Source organism: Luteimonas dalianensis (genome assembly GCF_049339425.1).
Classification (GTDB): domain Bacteria; phylum Pseudomonadota; class Gammaproteobacteria; order Xanthomonadales; family Xanthomonadaceae; genus Luteimonas; species Luteimonas dalianensis.
Genome location: NZ_JBMPPO010000001.1, coordinates 255,842 through 279,080, shown reverse-complemented (window position 1 = coordinate 279,080; position 23,239 = coordinate 255,842). Strand labels below are relative to the sequence as shown.

Genomic DNA, 23,239 nt, shown 5'->3' with positions numbered 1-23,239 from the left:
GGACTCAGCCGCCGGTGCTGCCGGCTTCGGCGCCAAATGCCCGCCGGTTCTGGGCCCGGATGATCCGATCCATCGCCTTGAGCGAACGCTCGTTGAGGGCGAGTGCGGTGTCCACCCAGACCTCGGTGATGCCCATCAGCTCGTCGTAGCCCACCGGCTGGGAAATGTTCCGCACCGCATTCAGGGCGACGTGCGCCGCCGGGGCCCGCTGCTGGCGGCGGATCAGGTCGGCCACCGCGGCTTCGCCTTCGCCCCTGGGCACCAGGATGTCGACCACGCCCATCGCGTGCATTTCCTCGCTGCGGTAGATCCGGCCTTCCAGGATGATCTTCTCGGCCAGCTGGGGCGGCACGCGCTTGGTCAGGAACGAGTAGGCGCCCATGCCCGGGAACAGGCCGAACAGCACTTCCGGCAGGCCCATGCTCACGCCTTCCTCGGCCACGATGGTGTGGCAGGCCAGGGCCATCTCCAGGCCGCCGCCGAGGGCGTCGCCCTGCACCAGCGCGATCGTGCGCATGTCGCCGCCCATGCCGCCGTACAGATGGTGCACGCCTTCCACGCAGCGGCGGGCGTATTCCAGCAGCCGCTCGCGGTCTCCGGCGCGGATCAGCTGGGCGAACAGGGCCAGGTCGCCGCCGAGGTTGAAGGCCGCGGCGTCGGAAGCCATCACCAGGTGGCGCAGGCGGCCGGGCTTGCGCTGGTTCTCGCGCAGGGTGATGGCGCTCATGAAGCTCCACATGTCCGTCAGCAGCGCCTGGTGGAAGCACGGCCGTGCGCCGGGCTCGAGGCCGTGGTGCATGTACATCCAGTGCACGTCGCCGGACGGGTCGGACTGCACCCGCATGGTGGGAAAAGCACGGGTACGCTGAAGCTGCTGGACGTTGTTCATGGGTAGATCCCCTGTGGGTGGCTGGCGAAGAAGGGTCGGGACAGAGCGGCTGCCGGGCCCGGGCACGGCAACGCCGGGCGGCCCGATCACCACCTTCTATGCTCCCAATCCAGTGAAACTGCAAGCGCGGGGCGGCTGCAGTCCGGGGGTGGCGGCCCGCGGGCCGCCCGGCCGGGTCAGTCGGCCGCTTCGTCCCGCAGCTCGCGCCTGAGGATCTTGCCCACGTTGGTCTTGGGCAGCTCCTTGCGGAATTCGATGATCCGTGGCTGCTTGTAGCCGGTCAGGTTCTCGCGCGCGTGGGCCTTGATCTGCTCGGCGGTCAGGCTCTCGTCCTTCTTCACCACCACCAGCTTGACCACCTCGCCGGACTTCTCGTCGGGCACGCCCACCGCGGCCACTTCCAGCACGCCGGGGAGCATCGCCACGACGTCCTCGACCTCGTTCGGGTACACGTTGAAGCCGGACACCAGGATCATGTCCTTCTTGCGGTCGACGATGTAGAAGAACCCGTCCTCGTCCATCTTCGCCATGTCGCCGGTGTGCAGCCAGCCGTCGGCGTCGATGGCGTTGGCGGTGTCTTCCGGCCGCTGCCAGTAGCCCTTCATCACCTGCGGGCCCTTGATGCACAGCTCGCCGACTTCTCCGGTGGGAAGCATATTGCCCTCGTCATCCTTGATGCAGGCGTCGGTGGACGGGATCGGCAGGCCGATCGAGCCGTTGTAGTCGGGCAGGTTCATCGGGTTGATGCATGCGGCCGGCGCGGTCTCGGTCAGGCCGTAGGCCTCCACCAGGGTGTTGCCGGTGACCCGCTTCCAGCGCTCGGCCACCGAGCGCTGCACCGCCATGCCGCCACCCAGGGTGACCTTGAGCGTGGAGAAGTCGATCTCGTTGAAGCCGGGGGTGTTGAGCAGGCCGTTGAACAGCGTGTTCACGCCGGTGATCGCGGTGAACTGCACCTTGCCCAGCTCGTTGACGAAGCCGGGCATGTCGCGCGGATTGGTGATCAGCCAGTTGTGGCCGCCGATCTTCATGAAGACCAGGCCGTTCGCCGTCAGCGCGAAGATGTGGTACAGCGGCAGCGCGGTGATCACGGTCTCGCCGCCGGGCACCAGGCCGTCGGAGATCCACGCCGACGCCTGCTGCATGTTGGCCACCATGTTGCGGTGGGTGAGCATGGCGCCCTTGGCCACGCCGGTGGTGCCGCCGGTGTACTGCAGGAAGGCGATGTCGTCCGGCGAGATGCTGACCTCGGGCAGGGCGTGCTTGCCGCCGGCCGCCAGGGTGTCACGGAACCGCACTGCGCCCGGGATGTTGTAGTCGGGCACCATCTTCCTGATGTACCTGAGCACGAAGTTGACGATCGCGCCCTTGGGGAAGCCGAGCATGTCGCCCAGGCCCGTGGTCACCACGTGGCGCACCTGGCAGGTTTCCAGCGCTTTCTGCGCGGTATCGCCGAAGTTGTCCAGCACCACCAGCACGCTCGCGCCCGCGTCGTCGAGCTGGTGGCGCAGTTCGCGCGCGGTGTACATGGGATTGACGTTGACGACGGTCAGCCCGGCCCGAAGCACGCCGAAGGTGGCGATCGGATACTGCAGGCAGTTGGGCATCATGATGGCGACGCGGTCGCCCTTCTTCAGCTTGAGCTCGCCCAGTAGCCAGGCGGCGAACTGGCTGCTGAGCCTGTCGATTTCGGCGTAGGTCAGGGTGACGCCCATGTTGGTGAACGCCGGCCGGTCGCTGTAGCTCCTGATGGCGTCCGCGAGTACCTCGGGAACCGACGCGAATTCGTCGACGTCGATCTCGGAGGGAACGCCTTTCGGGTAGTTCGCCAGCCACGGGCGCTCATGGGTCATCGCGTTCCTCTCCATTCAGATACGTGCGCTGCAGGCACTGCAGGCCTCACTGGATTTGAGCATAGCGCCGCGGATGCTGGCAAGGCGGCTTGCCGCTGCGGGTCGGCGCGGTAACCTGTGCCTTCGAACAGGGGAGCGGGCGTATGGGCGGGGCAGGACAGGGCATGCAGCGGAGACTCGATGCCGGGCGCGCCGGTGTGCTGGCAGCGGCCGGGATTGCGCTGATGCTGGCGGCGGGATGTTCGCGGCCGGCACCCGAGGAGGCCTTGCGCAACGCCGTTGCCGGCGTCCAGGCAAGCATCGAGGAACGTGATGCCGGAGCGCTGCGCCGCTACCTGGCCGAAGACTTCATCGGCCCGAACGGGATGGATCGCGACCAGGCGCGGCGAACCGCGGCGCTGTACATGATGCAGCACCAGGCGGTGGGCCTGACCATGGGGCCGCTGGACGTGGAGCTGCAGGAGCCGCATGCCACGGTGCGCTTCCGCGCCGCGCTCACCGGCGGCTCGGGCCGGCTGCTGCCCGACCGCGCCAACTTCTACCAGGTCGAGACCGGCTGGCGGATGGAGGGCGGGGACTGGAAGATCACCAGCGCCCGCTGGACGCCGGCGATGTGAAACGCGACAGGCCGGCCATCGTGGCCGGCCTGTTGCATGTGGAACGCACCCTGCAGGCGCAGGGCACGGGTCAAGGTCAGCGGGAAGCCAGGTCGCGCAGCACGTAGTGCAGCAGCCCGCCGTGGCGGAAGTATTCGACTTCCTTGGGGGTGAGCAGCAGTACGTCCACTTCGAAGCGCTTCTCGCCGCCATCGGCCTTGCGCGCAACCACCGTCGCGGTGCGCGCCTTGCCGTCCTCCAGCCCGGTGATGTCGAAGGTCTCGGTGCCGTCCAGGCCGTGGGTCTGTGCGTTCTCGCCGTCCTTGAACTGCAGCGGCAGCACGCCCATGCCCACCAGGTTGGAGCGGTGGATGCGCTCGAAGCTGGCCGCGATCACCGCCTTGACGCCCATCAGGTTGGTGCCCTTGGCCGCCCAGTCACGCGAGGAGCCGGTGCCGTACTCGTGGCCGGCGATCACCACCAGCGGCACGCCGTCTTCCCGGTACTTCATGGCCGCGTCGTAGATCGACATCTTCTCCGGCGGGGTGGCGCCGAAGTACAGCGTGTTGCCGCCTTCCTCGCCGTCGAAGAACAGGTTCTTGATGCGGATGTTGGCGAAGGTGCCGCGCACCATCACGTCGTCGTTGCCGCGGCGCGAACCGTAGCTGTTGAAGTCGGCCGGCTGCACGCCGCGGCCCTGCAGGTAGCGGCCCGCGGGCGAGTCGGCCTTGATCGCGCCGGCCGGGGAGATGTGGTCGGTGGTGATCGAGTCGCCGAACAGCCCGAGTACGCGCGCGCCGATGACGTCGCTGATGCTGCCCACGTCCATTGTCATGCCGTCGAAGTAGGGCGGGTTCTTGATGTAGGTGGATTCGTCGCTCCAGGGATAGAGTTCGCTTTCAGGCGATTCCATCGCGTTCCAGCGCTCGTCGCCCTTGAACACGTCGGCGTAGTTGCGCTGGAACTGCTCCGGCCCGACGGTGGCGGCGATGGTGTCGGCGATTTCCCGGTTGCTGGGCCAGATGTCGCGCAGGTACACGTCGTTGCCGTCGCTGTCCTTGCCCAGCGGCTCGCTGGTCAGGTCGATGTCGACCGTGCCGGCGATCGAGTAGGCCACCACCAGCGGCGGCGAGGCGAGGTAGTTCATCTTCACCTCGGGGTGGATGCGGCCCTCGAAGTTGCGGTTGCCCGAGAGCACCGAGGCCACCGCCAGGTCGTTCTCGGCGATGCCGTCGGAGACCGCCTTGAGCAGCGGCCCGGAGTTGCCGATGCAGGTGGTGCAGCCGTAGCCCACCAGATAGAAGCCCATCTGCTCCAGGTCGTCCATCAGGCCGGCCTTCTTCAGGTAGTCGGTGACCACCAGCGAGCCGGGGGCCAGCGAGGTCTTCACCCACGGTGCGGGCTTGAGGCCCTTGGCGGCCGCGTTGCGGGCCACCAGGCCGGCGCCGATCATCACCGCCGGGTTGGAGGTGTTGGTGCAGGAGGTGATGGCCGCGATCACCACCGAGCCGTCCTGGATCTGGTGTTCGCAGTCATCCATGCAGATGGTGGAGACCGGCTTGGCGGCCAGGCGCTCTGCCTGGGGCTGGTCGCCGCCGTCCTTGTCGAAGCGGTTGAGCTGGGGATCGCGGGCGGCCTCGCGGCGCGACACCAGCGGGCCGACGTTGTCGTTGTAGTTCTGCTTCATGTCTCCCAGCAGCACGCGGTCCTGCGGGCGGCGCGGGCCGGCCAGCGACGGCTGTACCGTGCCCATGTCCAGTTCCAGCACCGCCGAGTACTGCGCCTCGGGCGCGCCCGGCTCGTGCCACATGCCCTGTGCCTTCGCATAGGCCTCCACCAGGGCGATCTGCTCTTCGCTGCGCCCGGACAGGCGCAGGTAGCGGATCGCTTCGGCGTCGATGGGGAAGATGCCGCAGGTGGCGCCGTACTCGGGCGACATGTTGCCGATGGTGGCGCGATCGGCCAGCGGCAGGTGCTGCAGGCCGTCGCCGAAGAACTCGACGAACTTGCCGACCACGCCGTGCTTGCGCAGCATCTCGGTGACGGTCAGCACCAGGTCGGTGGCGGTGGCGCCCTCGGGCAGCTTGCCCGTCAGCTTGAAGCCCACCACCTGCGGGATCAGCATCGAGGAGGGCTGGCCGAGCATGGCCGCCTCGGCCTCGATCCCGCCCACGCCCCAGCCCAGCACGCCGATGCCGTTGATCATGGTGGTGTGCGAGTCGGTGCCGAATACCGTGTCCGGCAGCGCCCACAGCGTGCCGTCGATCTCACGCTCGAACACCACCCGCGCCAGGTGCTCCAGGTTCACCTGGTGCACGATGCCGGTATTGGGCGGCACCACCTTGAAGTCCTGGAACGCGTTCTGGCCCCAGCGCAGGAAGCCGTAGCGCTCCTTGTTGCGCTCGAACTCGATGCGGCCGTTGATGTCCAGCGCCTCGTTGCGGCCGAACGCATCCACCTGCACCGAGTGGTCGATCACCAGCTCCGAGGGGATCTGCGGGTTGATCTGCTCGGGCCGGCCGCCCAGCTTGACCACCGCGTCGCGCATCGCCGCCAGGTCGACCACGCAGGGCACGCCGGTGAAGTCCTGCAGCACCACGCGGGCGGGCATGAAGGCGATTTCGGTATCCGGCTCGGCCTTGGGATCCCAGTTGGCCACCGCCTCGATGTGCCTGGGCAGCACGCTCACGCCGTCCTCGTGGCGGAGCAGGTTCTCCAGCAGGATCTTCATCGAGAAGGGCAGGCGGGCGATGTCGAAGCGCTCGCCCAGCCTGGGCAGGCTGGCGTAGGTGTAGGTCTTGCCGTTGACCTGGAACGTGGCGTGGGTGGCGAAGGAATCGGCCATGGGGAACCTCCTGTGGCTGCAATGCGTTGGCTCGGGGCGTTCGTACAAGTGTACGGACTTCCCGTTCAGCTTCGGTGACGGAACGGTGTCCCGGCCGGGTATGGGGGCGCGAGTATGTATGAACAAGTATGTATAATGGCCCCGTACCCGCCTTGCCCACGAGGGTTCCCCGATGGAAGTCACCGTTGCCGAACGCGGCCAGATCACCCTGCCCAAGGCGGTGCGTGACGCCCTGGGCCTGGCCAAGGGCACGACCCTGAAGGTCGAGCTGGACGGCGGGCGCATCATCCTGCGCAAGGACGTGAGCGACGCCATTTCCCGCGCCCGCGGGCGCTTCAAGCTGCCCGAAGGCGTGAGCACCGACGACGTCATGCGCGAACTGCGCGGGCGCGCGCCGGGCGACCCCCTGGAGCCGTTCGAGGTGCTCCGCGATCCGGACGACGGCGAGCCGGGCGCCGGGAAGTGATCGCCGTCGATACCAACGTGCTGATCGACCTGCTCGGCGACGACCCGGCCACGGCCGATGCCGCCGAGCAGTGCGTGCGCGACGCGCTCGCCCGCGGCCCGGTGGTGCTGTGCGACGTGGTGGTGAGCGAGATCACCGCCGGTCTCGGCCACGGCGCCGACATCATGGACGTGGTCGAGGACATGGGCATGCGCTATCTGCCGGTGGAGCGCCGCTCCGCGGTTCGTGCCGGTGAAATGCAGCGCCGCTTCAACCAGCGTCGTCGCACCGGCGGAGCCGCCGCTGCGATTTTGCCGCGCACCGTCCCGGACTTCATCGTCGGTGCCCACGCCCTGCTGCAATGCGGCGGCTTGATTACCCGCGATGCCGGCTTTTTCCGCGATTACTTCAAGGGGCTGAGGGTGATCGTACCCAGGGCCACTTGACCAACCACGCTGTCATCCCCACGACTTTCCGGAGTACCCCCACATGTTGCAAGACTATCGCCAACACGTCGCCGAGCGCGAAGCCCTCGGCATCCCGCCGCTGCCGCTGTCGCCGCAGCAGACCGCCGACGTGATCGAGCTGCTCAAGGCCCCGCCCGCCGGCGAGGAAGATTTCCTGCTCGACCTGATCACCCACCGCGTGCCGGCCGGCGTCGACGACGCCGCCAAGGTCAAGGCCTCGTACCTGGCCGCGCTGGCCTTTGGCAGCGAGAAGAACCGTCTGATCGGCCGTGAGCGCGCCACCGAGCTGCTGGGCACGATGCTCGGCGGCTACAACGTCTCGCCGCTGATCGAGCTGCTGGACGACGACGCCCTGGGCGCGATCGCCGCCGACGGCCTGAAGAAGACCCTGCTGGTGTTCGACGCCTTCCACGACGTGGAGGAGAAGGCGAAGGCCGGCAACGCCAATGCGAAGGCTGTGATGCAGAGCTGGGCCGACGCGGAGTGGTTCACCGACCGCCCGGAAGTGCCCGAGTCGATGACCATCACCGTGTTCAAGGTGCCCGGCGAGACCAACACCGACGACCTGTCGCCAGCCCCGGACGCCACCACCCGCCCGGATATCCCGATGCACGGCCTGGCGATGCTCAAGAACAAGCGTCCGGACGCGCCGTTCGTGCCGGAGGAAGACGGCAAGCGCGGGCCGATCGGCGAGATCCTGAAGCTGAAGGAGAAAGGCCACCTGGTCGCCTACGTCGGCGACGTGGTCGGCACCGGCTCCAGCCGCAAGTCGGCCACCAACTCGGTGCTGTGGTGGACGGGCGACGACATCCCGTACATCCCCAACAAGCGCGCCGGCGGCGTATGCCTGGGCGGCAAGATCGCGCCGATTTTCTACAACACCATGGAAGACGCGGGCGCGCTGCCGATCGAACTGGACGTGTCGCAGATGGAGCACGGCGACGTGGTCGAGCTGCGCCCGTATGAGGGCAAGGCGCTCAAGGACGGCGAGGTGATCGCCGAATTCGAGCTCAAGTCCGATGTGCTGTTCGACGAGGTGCGCGCCGGCGGCCGCATCCCGCTGATCATCGGCCGCGGCCTGACCGCGCGTGCGCGCGAGTCGCTGGGCCTGCCGGCGGCCGACCTGTTCCGCCAGCCGGCCGCGCCGGCCGACAGCGGCAAGGGCTTCACCCTGGCACAGAAGATGGTCGGCCGCGCCTGCGGCCTGGCGGAGGGGCAGGGCGTGCGCCCGGGCACCTACTGCGAGCCGAAGATGACCACCGTGGGCTCGCAGGACACCACCGGCCCGATGACCCGCGACGAGCTCAAGGACCTGGCCTGCCTGGGCTTCAGCTCGGACCTGGTGATGCAGTCGTTCTGCCACACCGCCGCGTACCCGAAGCCGGTGGACGTGAAGACCCACCACACGCTCCCGGAATTCATCTCCACCCGCGGCGGCGTCTCGCTGCGCCCGGGCGACGGCATCATCCACAGCTGGCTCAACCGCATGCTGCTGCCCGACACCGTCGGCACCGGCGGCGACAGCCACACCCGCTTCCCGATCGGCATTTCCTTCCCGGCCGGCTCCGGCCTGGTGGCCTTTGCCGCCGCCACCGGCGTCATGCCGCTGGACATGCCCGAGTCGGTACTGGTGCGCTTCAAGGGCAAGCTGCAGCCGGGCGTGACCCTGCGTGACCTGGTGCACGCGATTCCGCTGTACGCCATCAAGCAGGGCCTGCTGACGGTCGCCAAGCAGGGCAAGAAGAACATCTTCTCCGGCCGCATCCTGGAGATCGAGGGGCTGCCGGATCTGAAGATCGAGCAGGCCTTCGAACTGGCCGACGCCTCGGCCGAGCGCTCCGCCGCCGCCTGCACCGTGCGCCTGGACAAGGCGCCGATCATCGAATACCTCAACAGCAACATCACGCTGCTGAAGTGGATGATCGCCCAGGGCTACTCCGACGCGCGCACCATCCAGCGCCGGATCGACAAGATGGAAGAGTGGCTGAAGGATCCGCAGCTGCTGGAGCCGGACGCCGACGCCGAGTACGCGGCGGTGATTGAGATCGACCTGGACGAAATCGTCGAGCCGATCGTGTGCTGCCCGAACGACCCGGACGATGCCAAGACCCTGTCCGACGTGTCCGGCGACACCATCGACGAGGTCTTCATCGGCTCGTGCATGACCAACATCGGCCACTTCCGTGCCGCTGCCAAGCTGCTGGAAGGCAAGCGCGACATCCCGACCCGCCTGTGGGTCGCGCCGCCGACCAAGATGGACGCGGCCGAACTCACGAAGGAAGGCCACTACGGCACCTTCGGCACCGCCGGTGCGCGGCTGGAGATGCCGGGCTGCTCGCTGTGCATGGGCAACCAGGCCCAGGTGCGCGAGGGGGCGACGGTGATGTCCACCTCGACCCGCAACTTCCCCAACCGCCTGGGCCGCGGCGCGAACGTGTACCTGGGCTCGGCGGAACTGGCGGCGATCTGCTCGCGGCTGGGTCGGATCCCGACCCGCGAGGAGTACCTGACCGACATCGGCGTGATCGACGAGCACGGCGCGCAGATCTACCGGTACATGAATTTCGACCAGATCGAGGAATACCGGGAGGCCGAGGAGGCCACGGCCTGATCGGCCCCAGCCAGCTGCAACCCGAAGACGCCCCGGAACCCCGGGGCGTTTTCCTTCACTTTCCAACCCGGAACCCGAGCATGCCGCCACCACGCCAACCGCTGTCGCCAGCTGGCAAAGTCTTCTCCATCGTCGCCCTGGTCGAGGCCTTCACCTGGGCCGGGCTGCTGGTGGGCATGTACCTGAAGTACGTCACCGGTACGACCGATGCCGGGGTCTGGCTGTTCGGCCGCCTGCACGGCGGCGCGTTCCTGCTGTACCTGGTGGTCGCGTTCGTCGCCGGGGCCAGGCTGCGCTGGCCGATGTGGGCGCTGCTGCTGGCGGTGCTTGCCGCGATCCCGCCGCTGGCGACGCTGCCGGTCGAGTTCTGGTTCCGCAGGCGCGGGATGCTGTCGGGGACGGCGACTGCGAGGGCTCCGGAAACGGAGTCCCGCTGACGCCAGTTGTTGCGGCCCGTCCGCGCGGGCAGTGGAGTCGCCGCTGGAGCCGGCGGCGGCTCAGCCCAGCATCTGCTCCACGGTCCCCAGCAGCTGCTTGCGCCGCAGCAGGAAGTCCAGGTAGTTGCCGCCCATTTGCCGCCACAGCACGGCCGAGCGCAGGGCGGCCAGCAGTACCGCGCGGATCTCGGAGACGATGTCGGCCTGGCCCAGGTAGTGCGGGTTGCCCTGCACCATGACCCGCGGGCGCAGGTTGCTGACGGTTTCCGCGTACAGGGTGCCCAGCGTGGCCAGCACCTCCGGATGGGTGCTGCTGCCGGCGCGCTGGGCCTCGTTGCGGGCCTGGACGATGCCGCGCTGGACGCGCTGCACCATGTCGTGGTCGTTGATGAAGCGGCGTTCCAGCTGCATCACCGCCAGGGCGAGCTTGGGCAGCTGCTCGTCGTCGGGCAGGTTGTTGAAGTAGCCGTGCAGCAGGCGCAGGCCGGGGCGGACGCCGTCGGCGCCGCCGTACACGTCCTCCACCGAGCCGGCGTCGGTGTGGAACACGCTTTCCAGCGCGGTGGCCAGCACCGCGGCGTCGGCCTGTCCGGTTTCGGCGATCCGGCGCACCTGCTTGAGCGCCTGGGCCAGGCCGGCGAGGGCCAGTACACGTTCCTGCATCATCCGGCTGCTGCACTCCGTGGGGCGGATTCGAAGCTGCCAATGGTACCCGCAGTCCGGTTGCGGCCGCGATCCAGCGGGGCGTCGGTCGCCTCGATCACCGCGCCACCCAGGCACACGTCGGCGTCGTAGAGCACCAGCGACTGGCCGGGGGTGACGGCGCGCTGGGGGCGTTCGAACACGGCCTCCAGGCGCCCGTCGTCCAGCACCCGCACCCGGCACGGCTCGGGAGGCTGCCGGTAGCGCGACTGCGCCAGGCATTCGAACGCGGAGGCGGGAGGCGAACCGGAGATCCAGTGCGCCGGCTCGCTCCAGGTGGTGCCGGACATCATCCACGGGCTGTCGCCGCCCTGATCCACGTACAGCACGTTGCTGGCCACGTCCTTGCCCACCACGTACCACGGCGCCGGCCGGAAGCCGCGCACGCCGCCCAGTTGCAGGCCCTCGCGCTGGCCCAGGGTGAAATAGAACACGCCCGGATGCTCGCCCAGCACCTGGCCCTGCGGAGTGCGGATCTCGCCGGCGCGGGCGGGCAGGTAGCGGCCCAGGAACTCGCGGAAGTCGCGCTCGCCGATGAAGCAGATCCCGGTCGAATCCTTCTTCGCCGCCGTCGGCAGCCCGGCCTGGCGGGCCATGGCGCGCACGTCGGTCTTTTCCAGCTCGCCCAGCGGGAACGCGGTTGCCGCCAGCTGCTCCTGGCCCAGCTGGTGCAGGAAATAGCTCTGATCCTTGCCGGCGTCGCGCGCGCGCAGCAGCCGCCAGCGCCCGCCTTCGCGATCGATGCGGGCGTAGTGGCCGGTGGCGATGCGCCCGGCCCCCAGCTCGCGCGCCGCGTCCAGGAAGTGCTTGAACTTGACCTCGCGGTTGCACAGCACGTCCGGGTTGGGGGTGCGGCCAGCCGCGTATTCGGACAGGAAGTGTTCGAACACCTCCTCCCAGTACTGGCCGGAGAAATCCCGGAAATGGATCGGGATGCCCAGCCCGCCGGCCACCGCCACCGCGTCGCGGCGGTCGTCGTCGGCGCGGCAGTCGCCGCTGCCGTCGTCGGCCCAGTTCTGCATGAACAGCCCGGCCAGCGGCTCGCCGGCCTCGCGCAGCAGCAGGGCGGCGACCGAGGAGTCGACGCCGCCTGACAGGCCGATGATGGTGCGGGGAGTCTGCATATGCTTCACAGATGGGGCCGATGGGCCGCGGCGGCAAGCCGCGGCCGGGGCCGGCCTCAGCCGGCGTCGGCCAGCTGGTTGAGCATCGACAGCGGGTAGCGGCGGCCGGCGAGGAAATCGGCGGCGCTGCGCCACACCAGCGGGCTGCGGTGGCGGTCGGCGGCCTCCTGCAGCTCGCCCGGGGTCAGCCACAGGGCGCGCAGGATGCCTTCGTCCAGCGGCCGCTGCGGATCGTGGGACACCGGCTCGCCGGCGAAGGCGAAGCGCAGGTAGTGGCGCCCGCCGCTGCCGTCGGCCAGCACCGGGGCCTTCCACTGGTAGGCGCCCACGAATGCGGTCAGCCGCACCTGCCAGGCGGTTTCCTCCAGGGTCTCGCGCACGGCGGCGTCGACCAGGCTCTCGTCCGGCTCCGGGTGGCCGGCGGGCTGGTTGATCACCAGCCGGCCGCCGGCCCGTTCCTCCACGCACAGCAGGCGCCCGCCGTCGACCACCAGGGTGGCCACGGTGACGTCCGGCTGCCAGAAACGTCCTTCGCGGTAGCTCATGATCGGGCCCCGGGGGCGGCAAAACAGGCCGTCATTGTCCGCCGCGGGCCATCCGCCGTCTACGTGGCCGCCGCGCCGGCCCCGTATAATCGGCGCCATGCCACACAGCAACGACCATGAGCGCGACCACGGCGTCGCGGTGCAGACCGGCCGGCCGGAGGTCAAGCGCCCGCCGCTGTACTCGGTGATCATCCTCAACGACGACTACACCCCGATGGATTTCGTGGTCGAGGTGCTGGTGCGGTTCTTCTCGCTCGACGTGGAGCGGGCGACCCAGGTCATGCTGCACGTGCACACCCGCGGCCGCGGGATCTGCGGCATCTACAGCCGCGAAGTGGCAGAGTCCAAGGTCGCGCAGGTGAACGATTACTCGCGAATGAACCAGCACCCATTGCTTTGCACCATGGAAAGGGCGTAAACGGGGAGGGCAATGGAAATCCGCCGTTGCAGCCCCCATCCAAGGCAGCAGTAGCAATTTTCGGAGGCACCCAGCCCCATGTTCAGCAAGGATCTCGAATACACCATCGGCCAGTGCTACAAGCGCGCCCGCGAGGCGCGCGACGAGTACATGACGGTCGAACACCTCCTGCTGTCGCTGATCGACAACCCCTCCGCCGAGGCCGTGCTCAAGGCCTGCGGCGCCGATTTCCACCGCCTGCGCTCCGACCTGGAGCAGGCCATCCTCACCACCGTCTCCAAGCTGGACGAGGGTGACGGGCGCGACACCCAGCCCACGCTGGGCTTCCAGCGCGTGCTGCAGCGCGCCGTGTACCACGTGCAGTCCTCGGGCAAGAAGGAGGTCACCGGCGCCAACGTGCTGGTGGCGATCTTCGGCGAGAAGGACTCGCACGCGGTCTATTACCTCAACCAGCAGGACGTGACCCGGCTGGACGTGGTGAACTACCTGTCGCACGGCATCGCCAAGATGGGCGAGGACGAGCCGGCCGCCCCGGGCGAGGAGCCCGAGGCCGGCGGCGCCGAGGGCGGCGGCGAGGCCAAGGGCGATGCCCTGGCCGAGTACGCCACCGACCTCAACGCGCAGGCGCGCGAAGGCAAGATCGACCCGCTGGTGGGCCGCGCCGAGGAGATCGAGCGCACCATCCAGATCCTGTGCCGGCGGCGCAAGAACAACCCGCTGTACGTGGGCGAGGCCGGCGTGGGCAAGACCGCCATCGCCGAGGGCCTGGCCAAGCGCATCGTCGACGGCGAGGTGCCCGAGGTGCTGGCCGAGGCCACCATCTACTCGCTCGACCTGGGCGCGCTGGTGGCCGGCACCAAGTACCGCGGCGACTTCGAGAAGCGCCTGAAGGCGGTGCTCACGGCGATCCGCAAGCACGACGGCGCGATCCTGTTCATCGACGAGATCCACACCATCATCGGCGCCGGCTCGGCCTCGGGCGGCACCATGGACGCCTCGAACCTGATCAAGCCGGCGCTGGCCTCGGGCGAGCTGCGCTGCATCGGTTCGACCACCTTCCAGGAATACCGCGGCATCTTCGAGAAGGATCGGGCGCTTGCGCGGCGGTTCCAGAAGATCGACGTGGTCGAACCGACCACCGGCGAGGCCTACGAGATCCTGCGCGGGCTCAAGCCCAGGTACGAGGCGCACCACGACGTCTCCTACGCCGACGACGCGCTGCAGGCGGCGGTGGATCTGTCGGTCAAGCACATCGCCGACCGGCTGCTGCCGGACAAGGCCATCGACGTGATGGACGAGGCCGGCGCGCGCCAGCGGCTGCTGCCCGAGGACGTGCGCAAGCAGCTGATCGACGTGGAGGAAGTGGAGACCATCGTCGCCAAGATGGCGCGCATCCCGGCCAAGCAGGTCAGCGCTTCGGACAAGGACGTGCTGGCCACCCTGGAGCGCAACCTGAAGATGGTGATCTTCGGCCAGGATCCGGCGATCGACACCCTGACGTCCGCGATCAAGCTGGCCCGCTCGGGCCTGGGCAACCCGGACAAGCCGATCGGCAACTTCCTGTTCGCCGGCCCCACCGGCGTGGGCAAGACCGAGGTCACCCGCCAGCTCGCGCTGCAGCTGGGGATCGAGCTGGTGCGCTTCGACATGTCCGAGTACATGGAGTCGCACTCCGTGAGCCGCCTGATCGGCGCGCCCCCGGGCTACGTCGGCTTCGACCAGGGCGGCCTGCTGACCGAGAAGATCGTCAAGACCCCGCACTGCGTGCTGCTGCTGGACGAGGTGGAGAAGGCCCACCCGGACATCTTCAACATCCTGCTGCAGGTGATGGATCGCGGCACGCTCACCGATACCAACGGGCGCGAGGCGAACTTCCGCAACGTGATCCTGGTGATGACCACCAATGCCGGGGCCACCCAGGCCGCGCGGCGCACCATCGGCTTCACCAAGCAGGATCACAGCACCGATGCGATGGAGACGATCCGCAAGGCGTTCACGCCCGAGTTCCGCAACCGGCTGGACGCGATCGTGCAGTTCCAGGCGCTGGGCATGGATCACATCCTGCGGGTGGTGGACAAGTTCCTGATCGAGCTGGAGACCCAGCTGCAGGAAAAGAACGTCACCGTCACCGCCAGCCCCGAGGCCCGCGAGTGGCTGGCCCAGAACGGCTTCGACCCGCAGATGGGCGCGCGGCCGATGGCGCGGATCATCCAGGATCGGATCAAGCGTCCGCTGGCCGACGAGCTGCTGTTCGGCAAGCTGGTGGGCGGCGGCCGGGTCAGCGTGGACGTCAAGGACGACGAGCTGGTGATCGAAACCTGGCAGGAGCCGGAGAAGCTGCTGCCCGCGTCGGTGGACTAGGGCGCTGGCCCGTCCTGGCGCGCTCCTACAAATGGGGCTCTGCTGAACGCAAGAAGGCGGCCAATGGCCGCCTTCTTCGTTTCCGGAGCACTATGCGCGCTTATTTCATCCGGTAGGTGATGCGCCCCTTGGTCAGGTCGTAGGGAGTCATCTCCACCTTGACCCGGTCGCCGGTGAGGATGCGGATGTAGTGCTTGCGCATCCGCCCGGAGATGTGGGCAATGATCTCGTGCCCGTTCTCGAGCTTGACCCGGAACATGGTGTTCGGGAGGGTCTCGGAAACGGTGCCTTCAAATTCAATGACGTCGTCTTTCGCCATGCGTCCTGTGTCGGTTGGCGGGCGGCAGGTGCCGACCCTGAAAACAGCGGATCATTATGCCATGCGGGCATGATCCCCGCAAAAGCGGGGTTCAGCCGGCGGACGGGGAGGGCGGGGCCAGGTCGGCGGCCGGGATGGATCCGAATGCCTCGCGCCACGTGCCCGGGGCCTCCGGCGCCGCCGCCAGGCGTTCGACCTCGGCCAGGAAGCGCGTGCGCGGCCAGCGCTCGGCCCCCATGCTCAGCAGGTGGGGATTTTCCACCTGGGCGTCGATCAGCGGCCAGCCCTGCCGGTGCAGCCAGGCGGCCAGCCCGGCCAGCGCGGCCTTGGAGCCGCCGGACTGTGCGCTGAGCATGCTTTCGCCGAAGAACATGCGGCCCACCGCCACCCCGTAGATGCCGCCCGCCAGGCGCGCGCCGTCGTACACCTCCACGCTGTGGGCGTGGCCGAGCAGGTGCAGCTGCAGGTAGGCCTGGCGCATCGCCGGGGTGATCCAGGTGCCGCTCTGGCCGCGGCGGGGCGCGGCGGCGCAGGCATCGAGCACCTCGGCGAAGGCGGTATCCGCCCGCAGCTGCCAGCCGCTGCCGCGCAGGCTGCGCCGGAAGCGCGAGGACAGCCGCACGCCGTCGGTGTGGAACAGCAGGCGCGGATCCGGCGACCACCACAGGATCGGCTGGCCCTGCGAGTACCAGGGAAAGATGCCGTGCCGGTAGGCGTTGAGCAGGCGGGCGGGGGACAGGTCCCCGCCGATCGCCAGCAGCCCGTCCGGCTCGCGCAGCGCGGACTCCGCCGGCGGGAACGGCGCCTCCGGATCGGCGGGCAGCAGCGGCGGGCGGAAGTGCATGCACCGATTGTAGGGGAGCCGTTCAACCCGGTAGCCATTGCCACAGCCCGGAGATGTTGCCGTCGGGGTCCTCGAAGTAGGCGAAACGGCCGCCGGCCAGCGGAAGCGTCCGCGGCTGGGCGACGATGCAGCCGCCGGCATCGACGATCCGTTCCAGGGCCGCTTCCAGATCGTCCACCTCCACCAGGATGGTGGGCTGGCGGATGCCGATGTCGCGCGTCACGATTCCGCCGTTGATCGCGCCCGGGGTATTCGGCGTGCCGTCGGGCAGGGTGTCCGCGGTGCTGGCGACGCGGAAGCTCAGCGCGCCGCCATCGTCGTCCGGGTGGCGCGGGCGCACCTCCCAGCCGAATACCTGCTGGTAGAAGCCGGCCCCGGCATCGAGATCGCGAACGGGAATATCGAACCACATGACCTTGTTCATTGGGTTACCTTGGTTTCTGCTTGCGCCCCGGATCGGGGACGTCGATATTGCTGGAATTTCCAATGAATTCAATTGGTTACATTTTCGTGTGTGCTGACCTGGAGGTAAGTGGGTGAGCGGCTGCGCGCTTGATTTCGCCCTTGCCGTGGTGGCGGGCAAGTGGAAGCCGACGATCCTCTGGGTGCTGCACCCGCAGCCGATGCACTTCGGCGAGCTGCGACGGATGCTCGACGGCATCAGCGAGAAGGTCCTGACCGAGCAATTGCGGCAGCTGGAAGCCGATGGCGTGGTCGAACGCGACGATTACCGGGAGGGCGCGGTCAGGCGCGTGCGCTATCGGCTGACCGAATCCGGCCAGCGGCTCAACGACGCGGTGCACGCATTGGCCGAGTGGGGAAACGCCTATGTCGTTGCGCCCCAGGACAGCGAGGCGGCTAGCGGGCGCTCGAAGGCGGAGCCGAGGCGCTGAACGGGGAGCGGGCGTCGAGCAGGGCCTTGTAGCTGCGGACCGAGCCGGCTTCATCGGCGCACCAGCGCCGCAGGGCATCGGCGAAGGCCGGATCGGCGATCCAGTGCCGGCTGCGCACGAACGCCGGCAGGAAGCCGCGGGCGATCTTGTGCTCGCCCTGCGCGCCCGGCTCGAACCTGCGCAGCCCCTCGCGCAGGCAGTATTCGATGCCCTGGTAGTAGCAGGTCTCGAAATGCAGCCCGGGCAGCTGGCGGCTGGCGCCCCAGTAGCGGCCGTACAGGGTGTCGCCGCCGCGCATGCACATCGCCCCGGCGATCGGCTCGCCGTCCAGCTCCGCCAGCACGATCACCAGCGCCCGCGGCATGGTGGCCGCCAGGTGCTCCAGGAACCCGAGCGTCAGCGCCGGCGAATTGCCGTAGTCGGCGAAGGTGGACAGGTAGAAGCCGTGCATCGCGGCCAGCTCGCCCGGCCCGGCCTCGTCGCCGTGGATGATGCGGAAACCGACCCCGGCCCGCGCCACCTTTGCCCGCTCCTGGCGGATGTTCTTGCGCCGGCGCCGATCCATCGCAGCCAGGAAGGCGTCGAAGTCCGCCCAGCCGGCATCGTTGCGCCAGTGGTACTGCACGTCGATGCGTTTCATCCACTCCCCGCCGAAGGTCTCGTCCTCGCCCGCGGTGTGGAAATTGACGTGAGCCGACGACAGCCCGAGCGAACCGGAATCCTCGACGATGGCCCGCAGCAGCGCCGGCCGGCGCTCGGCCGCGCCCAGCAGCCGCGGCCCGGTGACGGGCGAGTAGGGCACCGCGCCCAGCCACTTGGGGAAGTACTCCCGCCCGTACTGCGCATAGGCGTGCGCCCAGGCATGGTCGAACACGAATTCGCCGTGCGAGTTGGTCTTGATGTACCCCGGCGCGGCGGCAACCAGCGTATCCCCGTCCCACAGGGTCACGTGCCGGGGCGTCCAGCCCCAGTCCGGGCGCAGGCATCCGTGCCGCTCCAGGCCTTCAAGGAAGGCGTGGGCGACGAAGGGGTTGGCGCCGTCGTGCAGCCGGTCCCATGCTTCGGCAGGGATCCGGGCCAGCGAGTCGATCGTCCGGGCGGTCAGCATGAAGGGAGCAGCGCAATCATTTGGATCGATGCCATCCCTGGCGTCGCCATGCTGGCGCCGGAACGCCCGGCCCGGCCATCCATGGCCGGGCGCTCGCAGTCGCATGGACTGCCGATAGGGCAGTCCATGAGCGCGACTACTCGCCCTTGTCCAGGAACTTCTCCGCGTCCAGCGCCGCCATGCAGCCGAAGCCCGCCGAAGTGATCGCCTGGCGGTAGTGCTGGTCGGCCACGTCGCCGGCGGCGAACACGCCCGGCACCGAGGTGGAAGTGACACCGCCCGACAGCCCCGAGCGGATCTCGATGTAGCCGTCGTTCATCGCCAGCTGGCCCTCGAAGATGCCGGTGTTGGGGGTGTGGCCGATGGCCACGAAGAATCCGTGCACCGGAATCTCGCGGGTGCTCTCATCCAGCACCGACTTCACCCGCAGCCCGGTCACGCCGGCATCGTCGCCCAGCACCTCTTCCACCACGTGGTGCCAGACCGGCACGATCTTGCCGGCCTCGACCTTGGCGAACAGCTTGTCCTGCATGATCTTCTCCGCGCGCAGGGTGTCGCGGCGATGCACCAGGTACACCTTGCTGGCCAGGTTGGACAGGTACAGCGCCTCTTCGACCGCGGTGTTGCCGCCGCCGACCACCGCCACGTCCTTGTCCTTGTAGAAGAAGCCGTCGCAGGTGGCGCAGGCGGACACGCCGCGGCCCTTGAACTTCTCCTCCGACTCCAGCCCCAGGTACTTGGCGGTGGCGCCGGTGGAAATGATCAGCGCGTCGGCGGTGTACTCGCCGTTGTCGCCCTTGAGCCGGAACGGGCGGCTGGACAGATCCGCGGTGTGGATGTGGTCGAACACCGTCTCGGTGTCGAAGCGCTCGGCGTGCGCCTGCATGCGCGCCATCAGGTCGGGGCCCATCAGCCCGTGGGCGTCGCCCGGCCAGTTGTCGACCTCGGTGGTGGTCATGAGCTGGCCGCCCATTTCCAGGCCGGTCACGACCACGGGTTTGAGGTTGGCGCGGGCGGCGTAAACGGCGGCGGTCCAGCCGGCGGGGCCGGAACCGAGGATCAGCAGACGGCAATGCTTGGGGGTGCTCACATGTATACTCGCGACGGCGGAAAGAAAGCCCTTTCGGGCCGTATAGCTTGGAGGCGGCAACCGCCCAAAACAAGGCGCGCAACGTGCCGCTGGCGCGATACAGCGTCCGTTCCGGGCGGTGCCCGCCGCAGCCCGTGCGCCCCCGCCAATGCTGGAGGAAGCGCGTGCGAATCGGCGTACCCAGGGAAACCAAGACCGCGGAAACCCGCGTTGCGCTGGTACCGGCCGCGGCCGGCGACCTGGTCAACGCCGGGCACGAAGTCTGGCTTGAACGCGATGCCGGCGCGCGCGCGGGCCATCCCGACGAAGCCTACGCCCGGCTCGGGGTGAAGATCGCGCCCGACGCGGCGACGCTGTATGAAAAAGGCCGCCTGATCGTCAAGGTCAAGGAGCCCGTCGGCGGCGACATCGAGCACCTGCGCAGCGACCACGTGCTGTTCTGCTACCTGCACCTGGCCGCCGAGCCCGGGCTGGCGCGCCAGCTGCTGGACATCGGCCTGACCGGCATCGCCTTCGAAACCGTGGAACTGGACAGCGGCGCGCTGCCGCTGCTGGCGCCGATGTCGGTGATCGCCGGCCGCATCGCCGCACAGGTGGGCACGACCCTGCTGCACGCCCCGCACGGCGGCAAGGGCCGGCTGCTGGGCGGGCTGCCCTCCACCGGCCGCGGCAAGGTGGTGGTGTTCGGCGCCGGCCAGGCCGGGGGCTCGGCCGCCGAGCTGCTGGCGGCGGTGGGCGCGAACGTGGTGGTGTTCGAGAAGCGCCTGGATCGGATGGAGGCGCTGATGCGCCTGGGCCACAACGTGACCGCGCTGTATCCCTACCAGGACCTGGTGGCGCGCGAGGTGGCCAGCGCCGACCTGGTGGTGGGCGCGGTGCTGATCCCCGGCGCGCGCGCGCCCAACGTGCTCACCCGCGGCATGCTGGAGACGATGGAAGCCGGCAGCGCGGTGGTCGACATCTCGATCGACCAGGGCGGCTGCTTCGAAACCTCCCGGCCCACCACCTGGGACGAGCCGACCTACGTGGAGGAGGGCGTGACCCACTTCTGCGTGACCAACATGCCGGCCTCGGTGCCGCAGACCGCCTCGCAGGCGATCTGCGCCGCGATCGCGCCGTGGGTGGATGCGCTGGCCGCCGGCAGCTGGCGCGGCAACCAGGCCCTGGTGCGGGGGATCAATATTGAAGCCGGCAGGCTGGTGCACCCGGCGCTCAAGGACATGGCGGTATGAGCGTCCCGCTGGAGACTGCAGGTCGCGCAGGCGCATTTGTTGATTTAAGATCAACCATCTAGACGATCTTTCTAAGGTAAAGGCCGCAGTGGCGAAGGTGATTTCCGAAGGGGGCAAGCGGCAGCGCAGGGCCGCGGGCAAGGCGGCCGGGCAGAGTCCGCGCCGGCAGCGGCTGTGGCGCGACATCGCGCTGATCCTGATCGCGCCGCTGCTGGTCTACCTGTTCGCCAGCCTGATCACCTTCTCCCCCGACGATCCGGGCTGGTCGAGCCACTCGGGCAACGTCACCGCGCCGCTCAACAACGTCGGCGGGCCGGTCGGCGCCTGGCTGGCCGACGTGCTGCTGTACCTGAGCGGCTACGTGGCGTTCCTGCTGCCGGTGATGCTCGGCGCGATCGCCTGGATCGCGCTGTTCGGCATGGATAGCGACGGGGACGGCAAGGCCGACCTGGCCCCGGCGCTGCGGCTGGTGGGCATCTTCGGCTTCCTGATTGCCGCCACCGGGCTGCTGGCGCTGCGGCTGCCGAACGTGGCCGACTTCTCCGCCGGCGGCGGCGGCATCCTCGGCCGGCTGGTGGGCAATTCGCTGTACGCGGCCTTTGGCGGGGTCGGCGGCAACCTGTTTTTGCTGGCGCTGCTGCTGGTGTCGATCACCCTGGCCACCGGCCTGTCGTGGCTGGCGGTGATGGACAGGATCGGCGGCTGGGTGATGAAGCTGCCCGACCTGCTGCGCCGCAGCGGCAAGCAGGCCGGCGAGTGGAAGCGCGCGCGCGACCTGCGCGAGGAGCGGGTGGAGGTGCGCAAGGCGGACACCGAAAAGCGCACCCGCCGCGAGCCGGTGAAGATCGAGCCGCCCGCGCCCACGCTGGTGGAAAAGAGCGACCGCGCCAAGCGCGAGCAGCAGATCCCGCTGTTCAGCGGCACCGGCGGCAGCGACTCCGGCCTGCCGCCGCTGTCGGTGCTCGACGAGCCCAAGCCGCAGCCCAAGGGCTATGACGAGGAGACCCTGGAAACCCTGTCGCGGCAGATCGAGTTCAAGCTCAAGGACTTCCGCATCGAGGTGGAGGTCAAGGAGGCCCAGCCGGGCCCGGTGATCACCCGCTTCGAGATGGAGCCGGCGCCGGGCATCAAGGTCAGCCAGATCAGCTCGCTGGACAAGGACATCGCCCGCGGGCTGAGCGTGAAGTCGGTGCGCGTGGTCGACGTGATCCCGGGCAAGTCGGTGATCGGCCTGGAGATCCCCAACAGCCGCCGCGAGATGATCTACCTCAGCGAGCTGCTGCGCTCCAAGGAATACGACAAGGCCTCCAGCCCGCTCACCCTGGCCCTGGGCAAGGACATCGGCGGCCGCTCCACCGTGGCCGATCTTGCGCGCATGCCGCACCTGCTGGTGGCCGGCACCACCGGCTCGGGCAAGTCGGTGGCGGTCAACGCAATGGTGCTCAGCCTGCTGTTCAAGGCCACGCCGGAGGAACTGCGGCTGCTGATGATCGACCCGAAGATGCTGGAACTCAGCGTCTACGAGGGCATCCCGCACCTGCTGGCGCCGGTGGTCACCGACATGAAGGAGGCCGCCAATGGCCTGCGCTGGTGCGTGGCGGAGATGGAGCGCCGCTACAAGCTGATGAGCGCGGTGGGCGTGCGCAACCTGGCCGGCTTCAACAAGAAGGTGAGGGACGCCCGCGACAGCGGCCAGCCGCTGCTGGATCCGCTGTTCAAGCCGGAGGAGGGCTCGGAGGAGGTCGCCCAGCCTTTGGAACCGCTGCCCTACATCGTCGTGATCATCGACGAGTTCGCCGACATGATGATGATCGTCGGCAAGAAGGTGGAGGAACTGATCGCGCGGCTGGCGCAGAAGGCGCGCGCGGCCGGCATCCATCTGATCCTGGCCACCCAGCGGCCGTCGGTGGACGTGATCACCGGCCTGATCAAGGCCAACATCCCCACCCGCATCGCCTTCCAGGTCAGCTCCAAGATCGATTCGCGCACCATCCTCGACCAGTCCGGCGCCGAGACCCTGCTCGGCCACGGCGACATGCTCTACCAGCCGCCGGGCACCTCCATGCCCGAGCGCGTGCACGGCGCCTTCGTCTCGGACGAGGAAGTGCACCGGGTGGTCGACCATCTGAAGAAATCCGGCAGCGCGGACTACATCGAAGGCGTGCTGGAAGACGTGCAGACCATGGGCGACGGCGTAGTGGTCGGCGCCACCGGCCTGCCCGAGACCAGCAGCAGCGGCGATGAAAGCGACCCGCTGTACGACGAGGCGGTGAAGGTGGTCACCGAGACCCGGCGCGCCTCCATCTCCGGCGTGCAGCGGCGGCTGAAGATCGGCTACAACCGCGCCGCGCGCCTGGTCGAGGCGATGGAAGCGGCCGGGGTGGTGAGCCCGCCCGAGCACAACGGCGACCGCACGGTGATCGCGCCGCCGCCGCCCAAGTAGGCGGCCGGCGGCTGAAC

21 protein-coding genes are annotated in these 23,239 nt (G+C 68.8%); 10 read left to right on the top strand and 11 right to left on the bottom strand.

All coding sequences use genetic code 11. The annotated features are described in order from the left end of the window. Positions 1–4 precede the first annotated feature (4 nt). Both ACOZ90_RS01345 and ACOZ90_RS01340 read right to left on the bottom strand, forming a co-directional pair. Positions 5–889 carry a crotonase/enoyl-CoA hydratase family protein gene (locus ACOZ90_RS01345; protein ID WP_422891821.1) on the bottom strand — a complete coding sequence of 295 codons (885 nt, stop codon included), beginning with the start codon at positions 887–889 and terminating at the stop codon, positions 5–7. 176 nt (positions 890–1,065) lie between these two features. Beyond that, complete coding sequence (locus tag ACOZ90_RS01340) at positions 1,066–2,742, bottom strand: long-chain fatty acid--CoA ligase (protein WP_422891820.1); 1,677 nt, start codon at positions 2,740–2,742, stop codon at positions 1,066–1,068. A 164-nt stretch (positions 2,743–2,906) separates the two neighbouring features. On the opposite strand from ACOZ90_RS01340, the gene ACOZ90_RS01335 reads away from it, so the two are divergent. Next, complete coding sequence (locus ACOZ90_RS01335; RefSeq protein ID WP_422891819.1) at positions 2,907–3,359, top strand: nuclear transport factor 2 family protein; 453 nt, start codon at positions 2,907–2,909, stop codon at positions 3,357–3,359. A 76-nt stretch (positions 3,360–3,435) separates the two neighbouring features. Here ACOZ90_RS01335 and acnA read toward each other — a convergent pair whose 3' ends face one another. Further along, positions 3,436–6,183, bottom strand: a complete 2,748-nt coding sequence (acnA, locus tag ACOZ90_RS01330; RefSeq protein ID WP_422891818.1) for an aconitate hydratase AcnA — start codon at positions 6,181–6,183, stop codon at positions 3,436–3,438. 172 nt (positions 6,184–6,355) lie between these two features. Between acnA and ACOZ90_RS01325 the strand changes: the two genes are divergently transcribed. From ACOZ90_RS01325 to ACOZ90_RS01310, 4 genes are all read left to right on the top strand, one after another. Then, a complete protein-coding gene (locus ACOZ90_RS01325) occupies positions 6,356–6,649 on the top strand; it encodes an AbrB/MazE/SpoVT family DNA-binding domain-containing protein (protein WP_422891817.1) in 294 nt (97 codons plus the stop codon). After that, complete coding sequence (locus tag ACOZ90_RS01320; protein WP_422891816.1) at positions 6,646–7,074, top strand: type II toxin-antitoxin system VapC family toxin; 429 nt, start codon at positions 6,646–6,648, stop codon at positions 7,072–7,074. Before ACOZ90_RS01325 ends, ACOZ90_RS01320 begins: the two co-directional genes overlap by 4 nt. Positions 7,075–7,117: 43 nt before the next feature. Further along, on the top strand, positions 7,118–9,706 hold the full coding sequence (acnB, locus tag ACOZ90_RS01315) for a bifunctional aconitate hydratase 2/2-methylisocitrate dehydratase (protein ID WP_422891815.1): 2,589 nt from the start codon (positions 7,118–7,120) through the stop codon (positions 9,704–9,706). Between the two features lie 80 nt (positions 9,707–9,786). Further along, positions 9,787–10,143, top strand: coding sequence for a DUF3817 domain-containing protein (locus tag ACOZ90_RS01310; protein ID WP_422891814.1), 357 nt, complete (start codon positions 9,787–9,789; stop codon positions 10,141–10,143). 60 nt (positions 10,144–10,203) lie between these two features. Here ACOZ90_RS01310 and hflD read toward each other — a convergent pair whose 3' ends face one another. From hflD to ACOZ90_RS01295, 3 genes are read right to left on the bottom strand one after another with little or no spacing between them, the layout of a single operon-like run. Then, entirely contained in the window at positions 10,204–10,806 is a 603-nt protein-coding gene (gene hflD / locus ACOZ90_RS01305) for a high frequency lysogenization protein HflD (protein ID WP_422891813.1), read from the bottom strand. Next, positions 10,806–11,969 carry a tRNA 2-thiouridine(34) synthase MnmA gene (mnmA, locus tag ACOZ90_RS01300; RefSeq protein ID WP_422891812.1) on the bottom strand — a complete coding sequence of 388 codons (1,164 nt, stop codon included), beginning with the start codon at positions 11,967–11,969 and terminating at the stop codon, positions 10,806–10,808. Before mnmA ends, hflD begins: the two co-directional genes overlap by 1 nt. Before the next feature lie 56 nt (positions 11,970–12,025). Next, positions 12,026–12,514, bottom strand: a complete 489-nt coding sequence (locus ACOZ90_RS01295; RefSeq protein WP_422891811.1) for an NUDIX hydrolase — start codon at positions 12,512–12,514, stop codon at positions 12,026–12,028. Positions 12,515–12,611: 97 nt separating this feature from the next. Between ACOZ90_RS01295 and clpS the strand changes: the two genes are divergently transcribed. Then, positions 12,612–12,932: an ATP-dependent Clp protease adapter ClpS gene (gene clpS, locus ACOZ90_RS01290; protein ID WP_422891810.1), complete on the top strand. Its 321-nt coding sequence runs from the start codon at positions 12,612–12,614 to the stop codon at positions 12,930–12,932. Positions 12,933–13,010: 78 nt separating this feature from the next. Continuing rightward, positions 13,011–15,293: an ATP-dependent Clp protease ATP-binding subunit ClpA gene (clpA, locus tag ACOZ90_RS01285; protein WP_422891809.1), complete on the top strand. Its 2,283-nt coding sequence runs from the start codon at positions 13,011–13,013 to the stop codon at positions 15,291–15,293. A 100-nt stretch (positions 15,294–15,393) separates the two neighbouring features. Here clpA and infA read toward each other — a convergent pair whose 3' ends face one another. The 3 genes from infA to ACOZ90_RS01270 form a co-directional block, all read right to left on the bottom strand. Beyond that, positions 15,394–15,612, bottom strand: coding sequence for a translation initiation factor IF-1 (gene infA, locus ACOZ90_RS01280; RefSeq protein WP_095209467.1), 219 nt, complete (start codon positions 15,610–15,612; stop codon positions 15,394–15,396). 91 nt (positions 15,613–15,703) lie between these two features. Continuing rightward, the gene (gene aat, locus ACOZ90_RS01275; protein WP_422891808.1) at positions 15,704–16,456 is read right to left on the bottom strand and encodes a leucyl/phenylalanyl-tRNA--protein transferase; all 753 of its coding nucleotides are present in this window, start codon (positions 16,454–16,456) and stop codon (positions 15,704–15,706) included. A gap of 22 nt (positions 16,457–16,478) precedes the next feature. Beyond that, complete coding sequence (locus ACOZ90_RS01270) at positions 16,479–16,880, bottom strand: VOC family protein (protein WP_422891807.1); 402 nt, start codon at positions 16,878–16,880, stop codon at positions 16,479–16,481. Positions 16,881–16,992: 112 nt separating this feature from the next. Here ACOZ90_RS01270 and ACOZ90_RS01265 point away from each other — a divergent pair, with 112 nt between their 5' ends. After that, the gene (locus tag ACOZ90_RS01265) at positions 16,993–17,349 is read left to right on the top strand and encodes a winged helix-turn-helix transcriptional regulator (RefSeq protein WP_422891806.1); all 357 of its coding nucleotides are present in this window, start codon (positions 16,993–16,995) and stop codon (positions 17,347–17,349) included. On the opposite strand, the gene ACOZ90_RS01260 is transcribed toward ACOZ90_RS01265, so the two are convergent. Further along, the gene (locus ACOZ90_RS01260; RefSeq protein WP_422891805.1) at positions 17,315–18,457 is read right to left on the bottom strand and encodes a GNAT family N-acetyltransferase; all 1,143 of its coding nucleotides are present in this window, start codon (positions 18,455–18,457) and stop codon (positions 17,315–17,317) included. The genes ACOZ90_RS01265 and ACOZ90_RS01260 overlap by 35 nt on opposite strands. Before the next feature lie 136 nt (positions 18,458–18,593). After that, positions 18,594–19,547 carry a thioredoxin-disulfide reductase gene (gene trxB / locus ACOZ90_RS01255; protein WP_422891804.1) on the bottom strand — a complete coding sequence of 318 codons (954 nt, stop codon included), beginning with the start codon at positions 19,545–19,547 and terminating at the stop codon, positions 18,594–18,596. Positions 19,548–19,711: 164 nt separating this feature from the next. Here trxB and ACOZ90_RS01250 point away from each other — a divergent pair, with 164 nt between their 5' ends. Beyond that, positions 19,712–20,779 (top strand): alanine dehydrogenase, encoded by a 1,068-nt coding sequence (locus ACOZ90_RS01250; RefSeq protein WP_422891803.1) that lies wholly within the window; start codon positions 19,712–19,714, stop codon positions 20,777–20,779. Positions 20,780–20,867: 88 nt separating this feature from the next. Further along, the gene (locus tag ACOZ90_RS01245) at positions 20,868–23,222 is read left to right on the top strand and encodes a DNA translocase FtsK (protein ID WP_422891802.1); all 2,355 of its coding nucleotides are present in this window, start codon (positions 20,868–20,870) and stop codon (positions 23,220–23,222) included. Positions 23,223–23,239 lie beyond the last annotated feature (17 nt).

Coding starts and splice junctions, on each gene's coding strand:
- ACOZ90_RS01345 (WP_422891821.1), bottom strand. CDS start 889: ATGAACAACGTCCAGCAGCTTCAGCGTACCCGTGCTTTTCCCACCATG.
- ACOZ90_RS01340 (WP_422891820.1), bottom strand. CDS start 2,742: ATGACCCATGAGCGCCCGTGGCTGGCGAACTACCCGAAAGGCGTTCCC.
- ACOZ90_RS01335 (WP_422891819.1), top strand. CDS start 2,907: ATGCAGCGGAGACTCGATGCCGGGCGCGCCGGTGTGCTGGCAGCGGCC.
- acnA (WP_422891818.1), bottom strand. CDS start 6,183: ATGGCCGATTCCTTCGCCACCCACGCCACGTTCCAGGTCAACGGCAAG.
- ACOZ90_RS01325 (WP_422891817.1), top strand. CDS start 6,356: ATGGAAGTCACCGTTGCCGAACGCGGCCAGATCACCCTGCCCAAGGCG.
- acnB (WP_422891815.1), top strand. CDS start 7,118: ATGTTGCAAGACTATCGCCAACACGTCGCCGAGCGCGAAGCCCTCGGC.
- ACOZ90_RS01310 (WP_422891814.1), top strand. CDS start 9,787: ATGCCGCCACCACGCCAACCGCTGTCGCCAGCTGGCAAAGTCTTCTCC.
- hflD (WP_422891813.1), bottom strand. CDS start 10,806: ATGCAGGAACGTGTACTGGCCCTCGCCGGCCTGGCCCAGGCGCTCAAG.
- mnmA (WP_422891812.1), bottom strand. CDS start 11,969: ATGCAGACTCCCCGCACCATCATCGGCCTGTCAGGCGGCGTCGACTCC.
- ACOZ90_RS01295 (WP_422891811.1), bottom strand. CDS start 12,514: ATGAGCTACCGCGAAGGACGTTTCTGGCAGCCGGACGTCACCGTGGCC.
- clpS (WP_422891810.1), top strand. CDS start 12,612: ATGCCACACAGCAACGACCATGAGCGCGACCACGGCGTCGCGGTGCAG.
- clpA (WP_422891809.1), top strand. CDS start 13,011: ATGTTCAGCAAGGATCTCGAATACACCATCGGCCAGTGCTACAAGCGC.
- infA (WP_095209467.1), bottom strand. CDS start 15,612: ATGGCGAAAGACGACGTCATTGAATTTGAAGGCACCGTTTCCGAGACC.
- aat (WP_422891808.1), bottom strand. CDS start 16,456: ATGCACTTCCGCCCGCCGCTGCTGCCCGCCGATCCGGAGGCGCCGTTC.
- ACOZ90_RS01270 (WP_422891807.1), bottom strand. CDS start 16,880: ATGAACAAGGTCATGTGGTTCGATATTCCCGTTCGCGATCTCGATGCC.
- ACOZ90_RS01260 (WP_422891805.1), bottom strand. CDS start 18,457: ATGCTGACCGCCCGGACGATCGACTCGCTGGCCCGGATCCCTGCCGAA.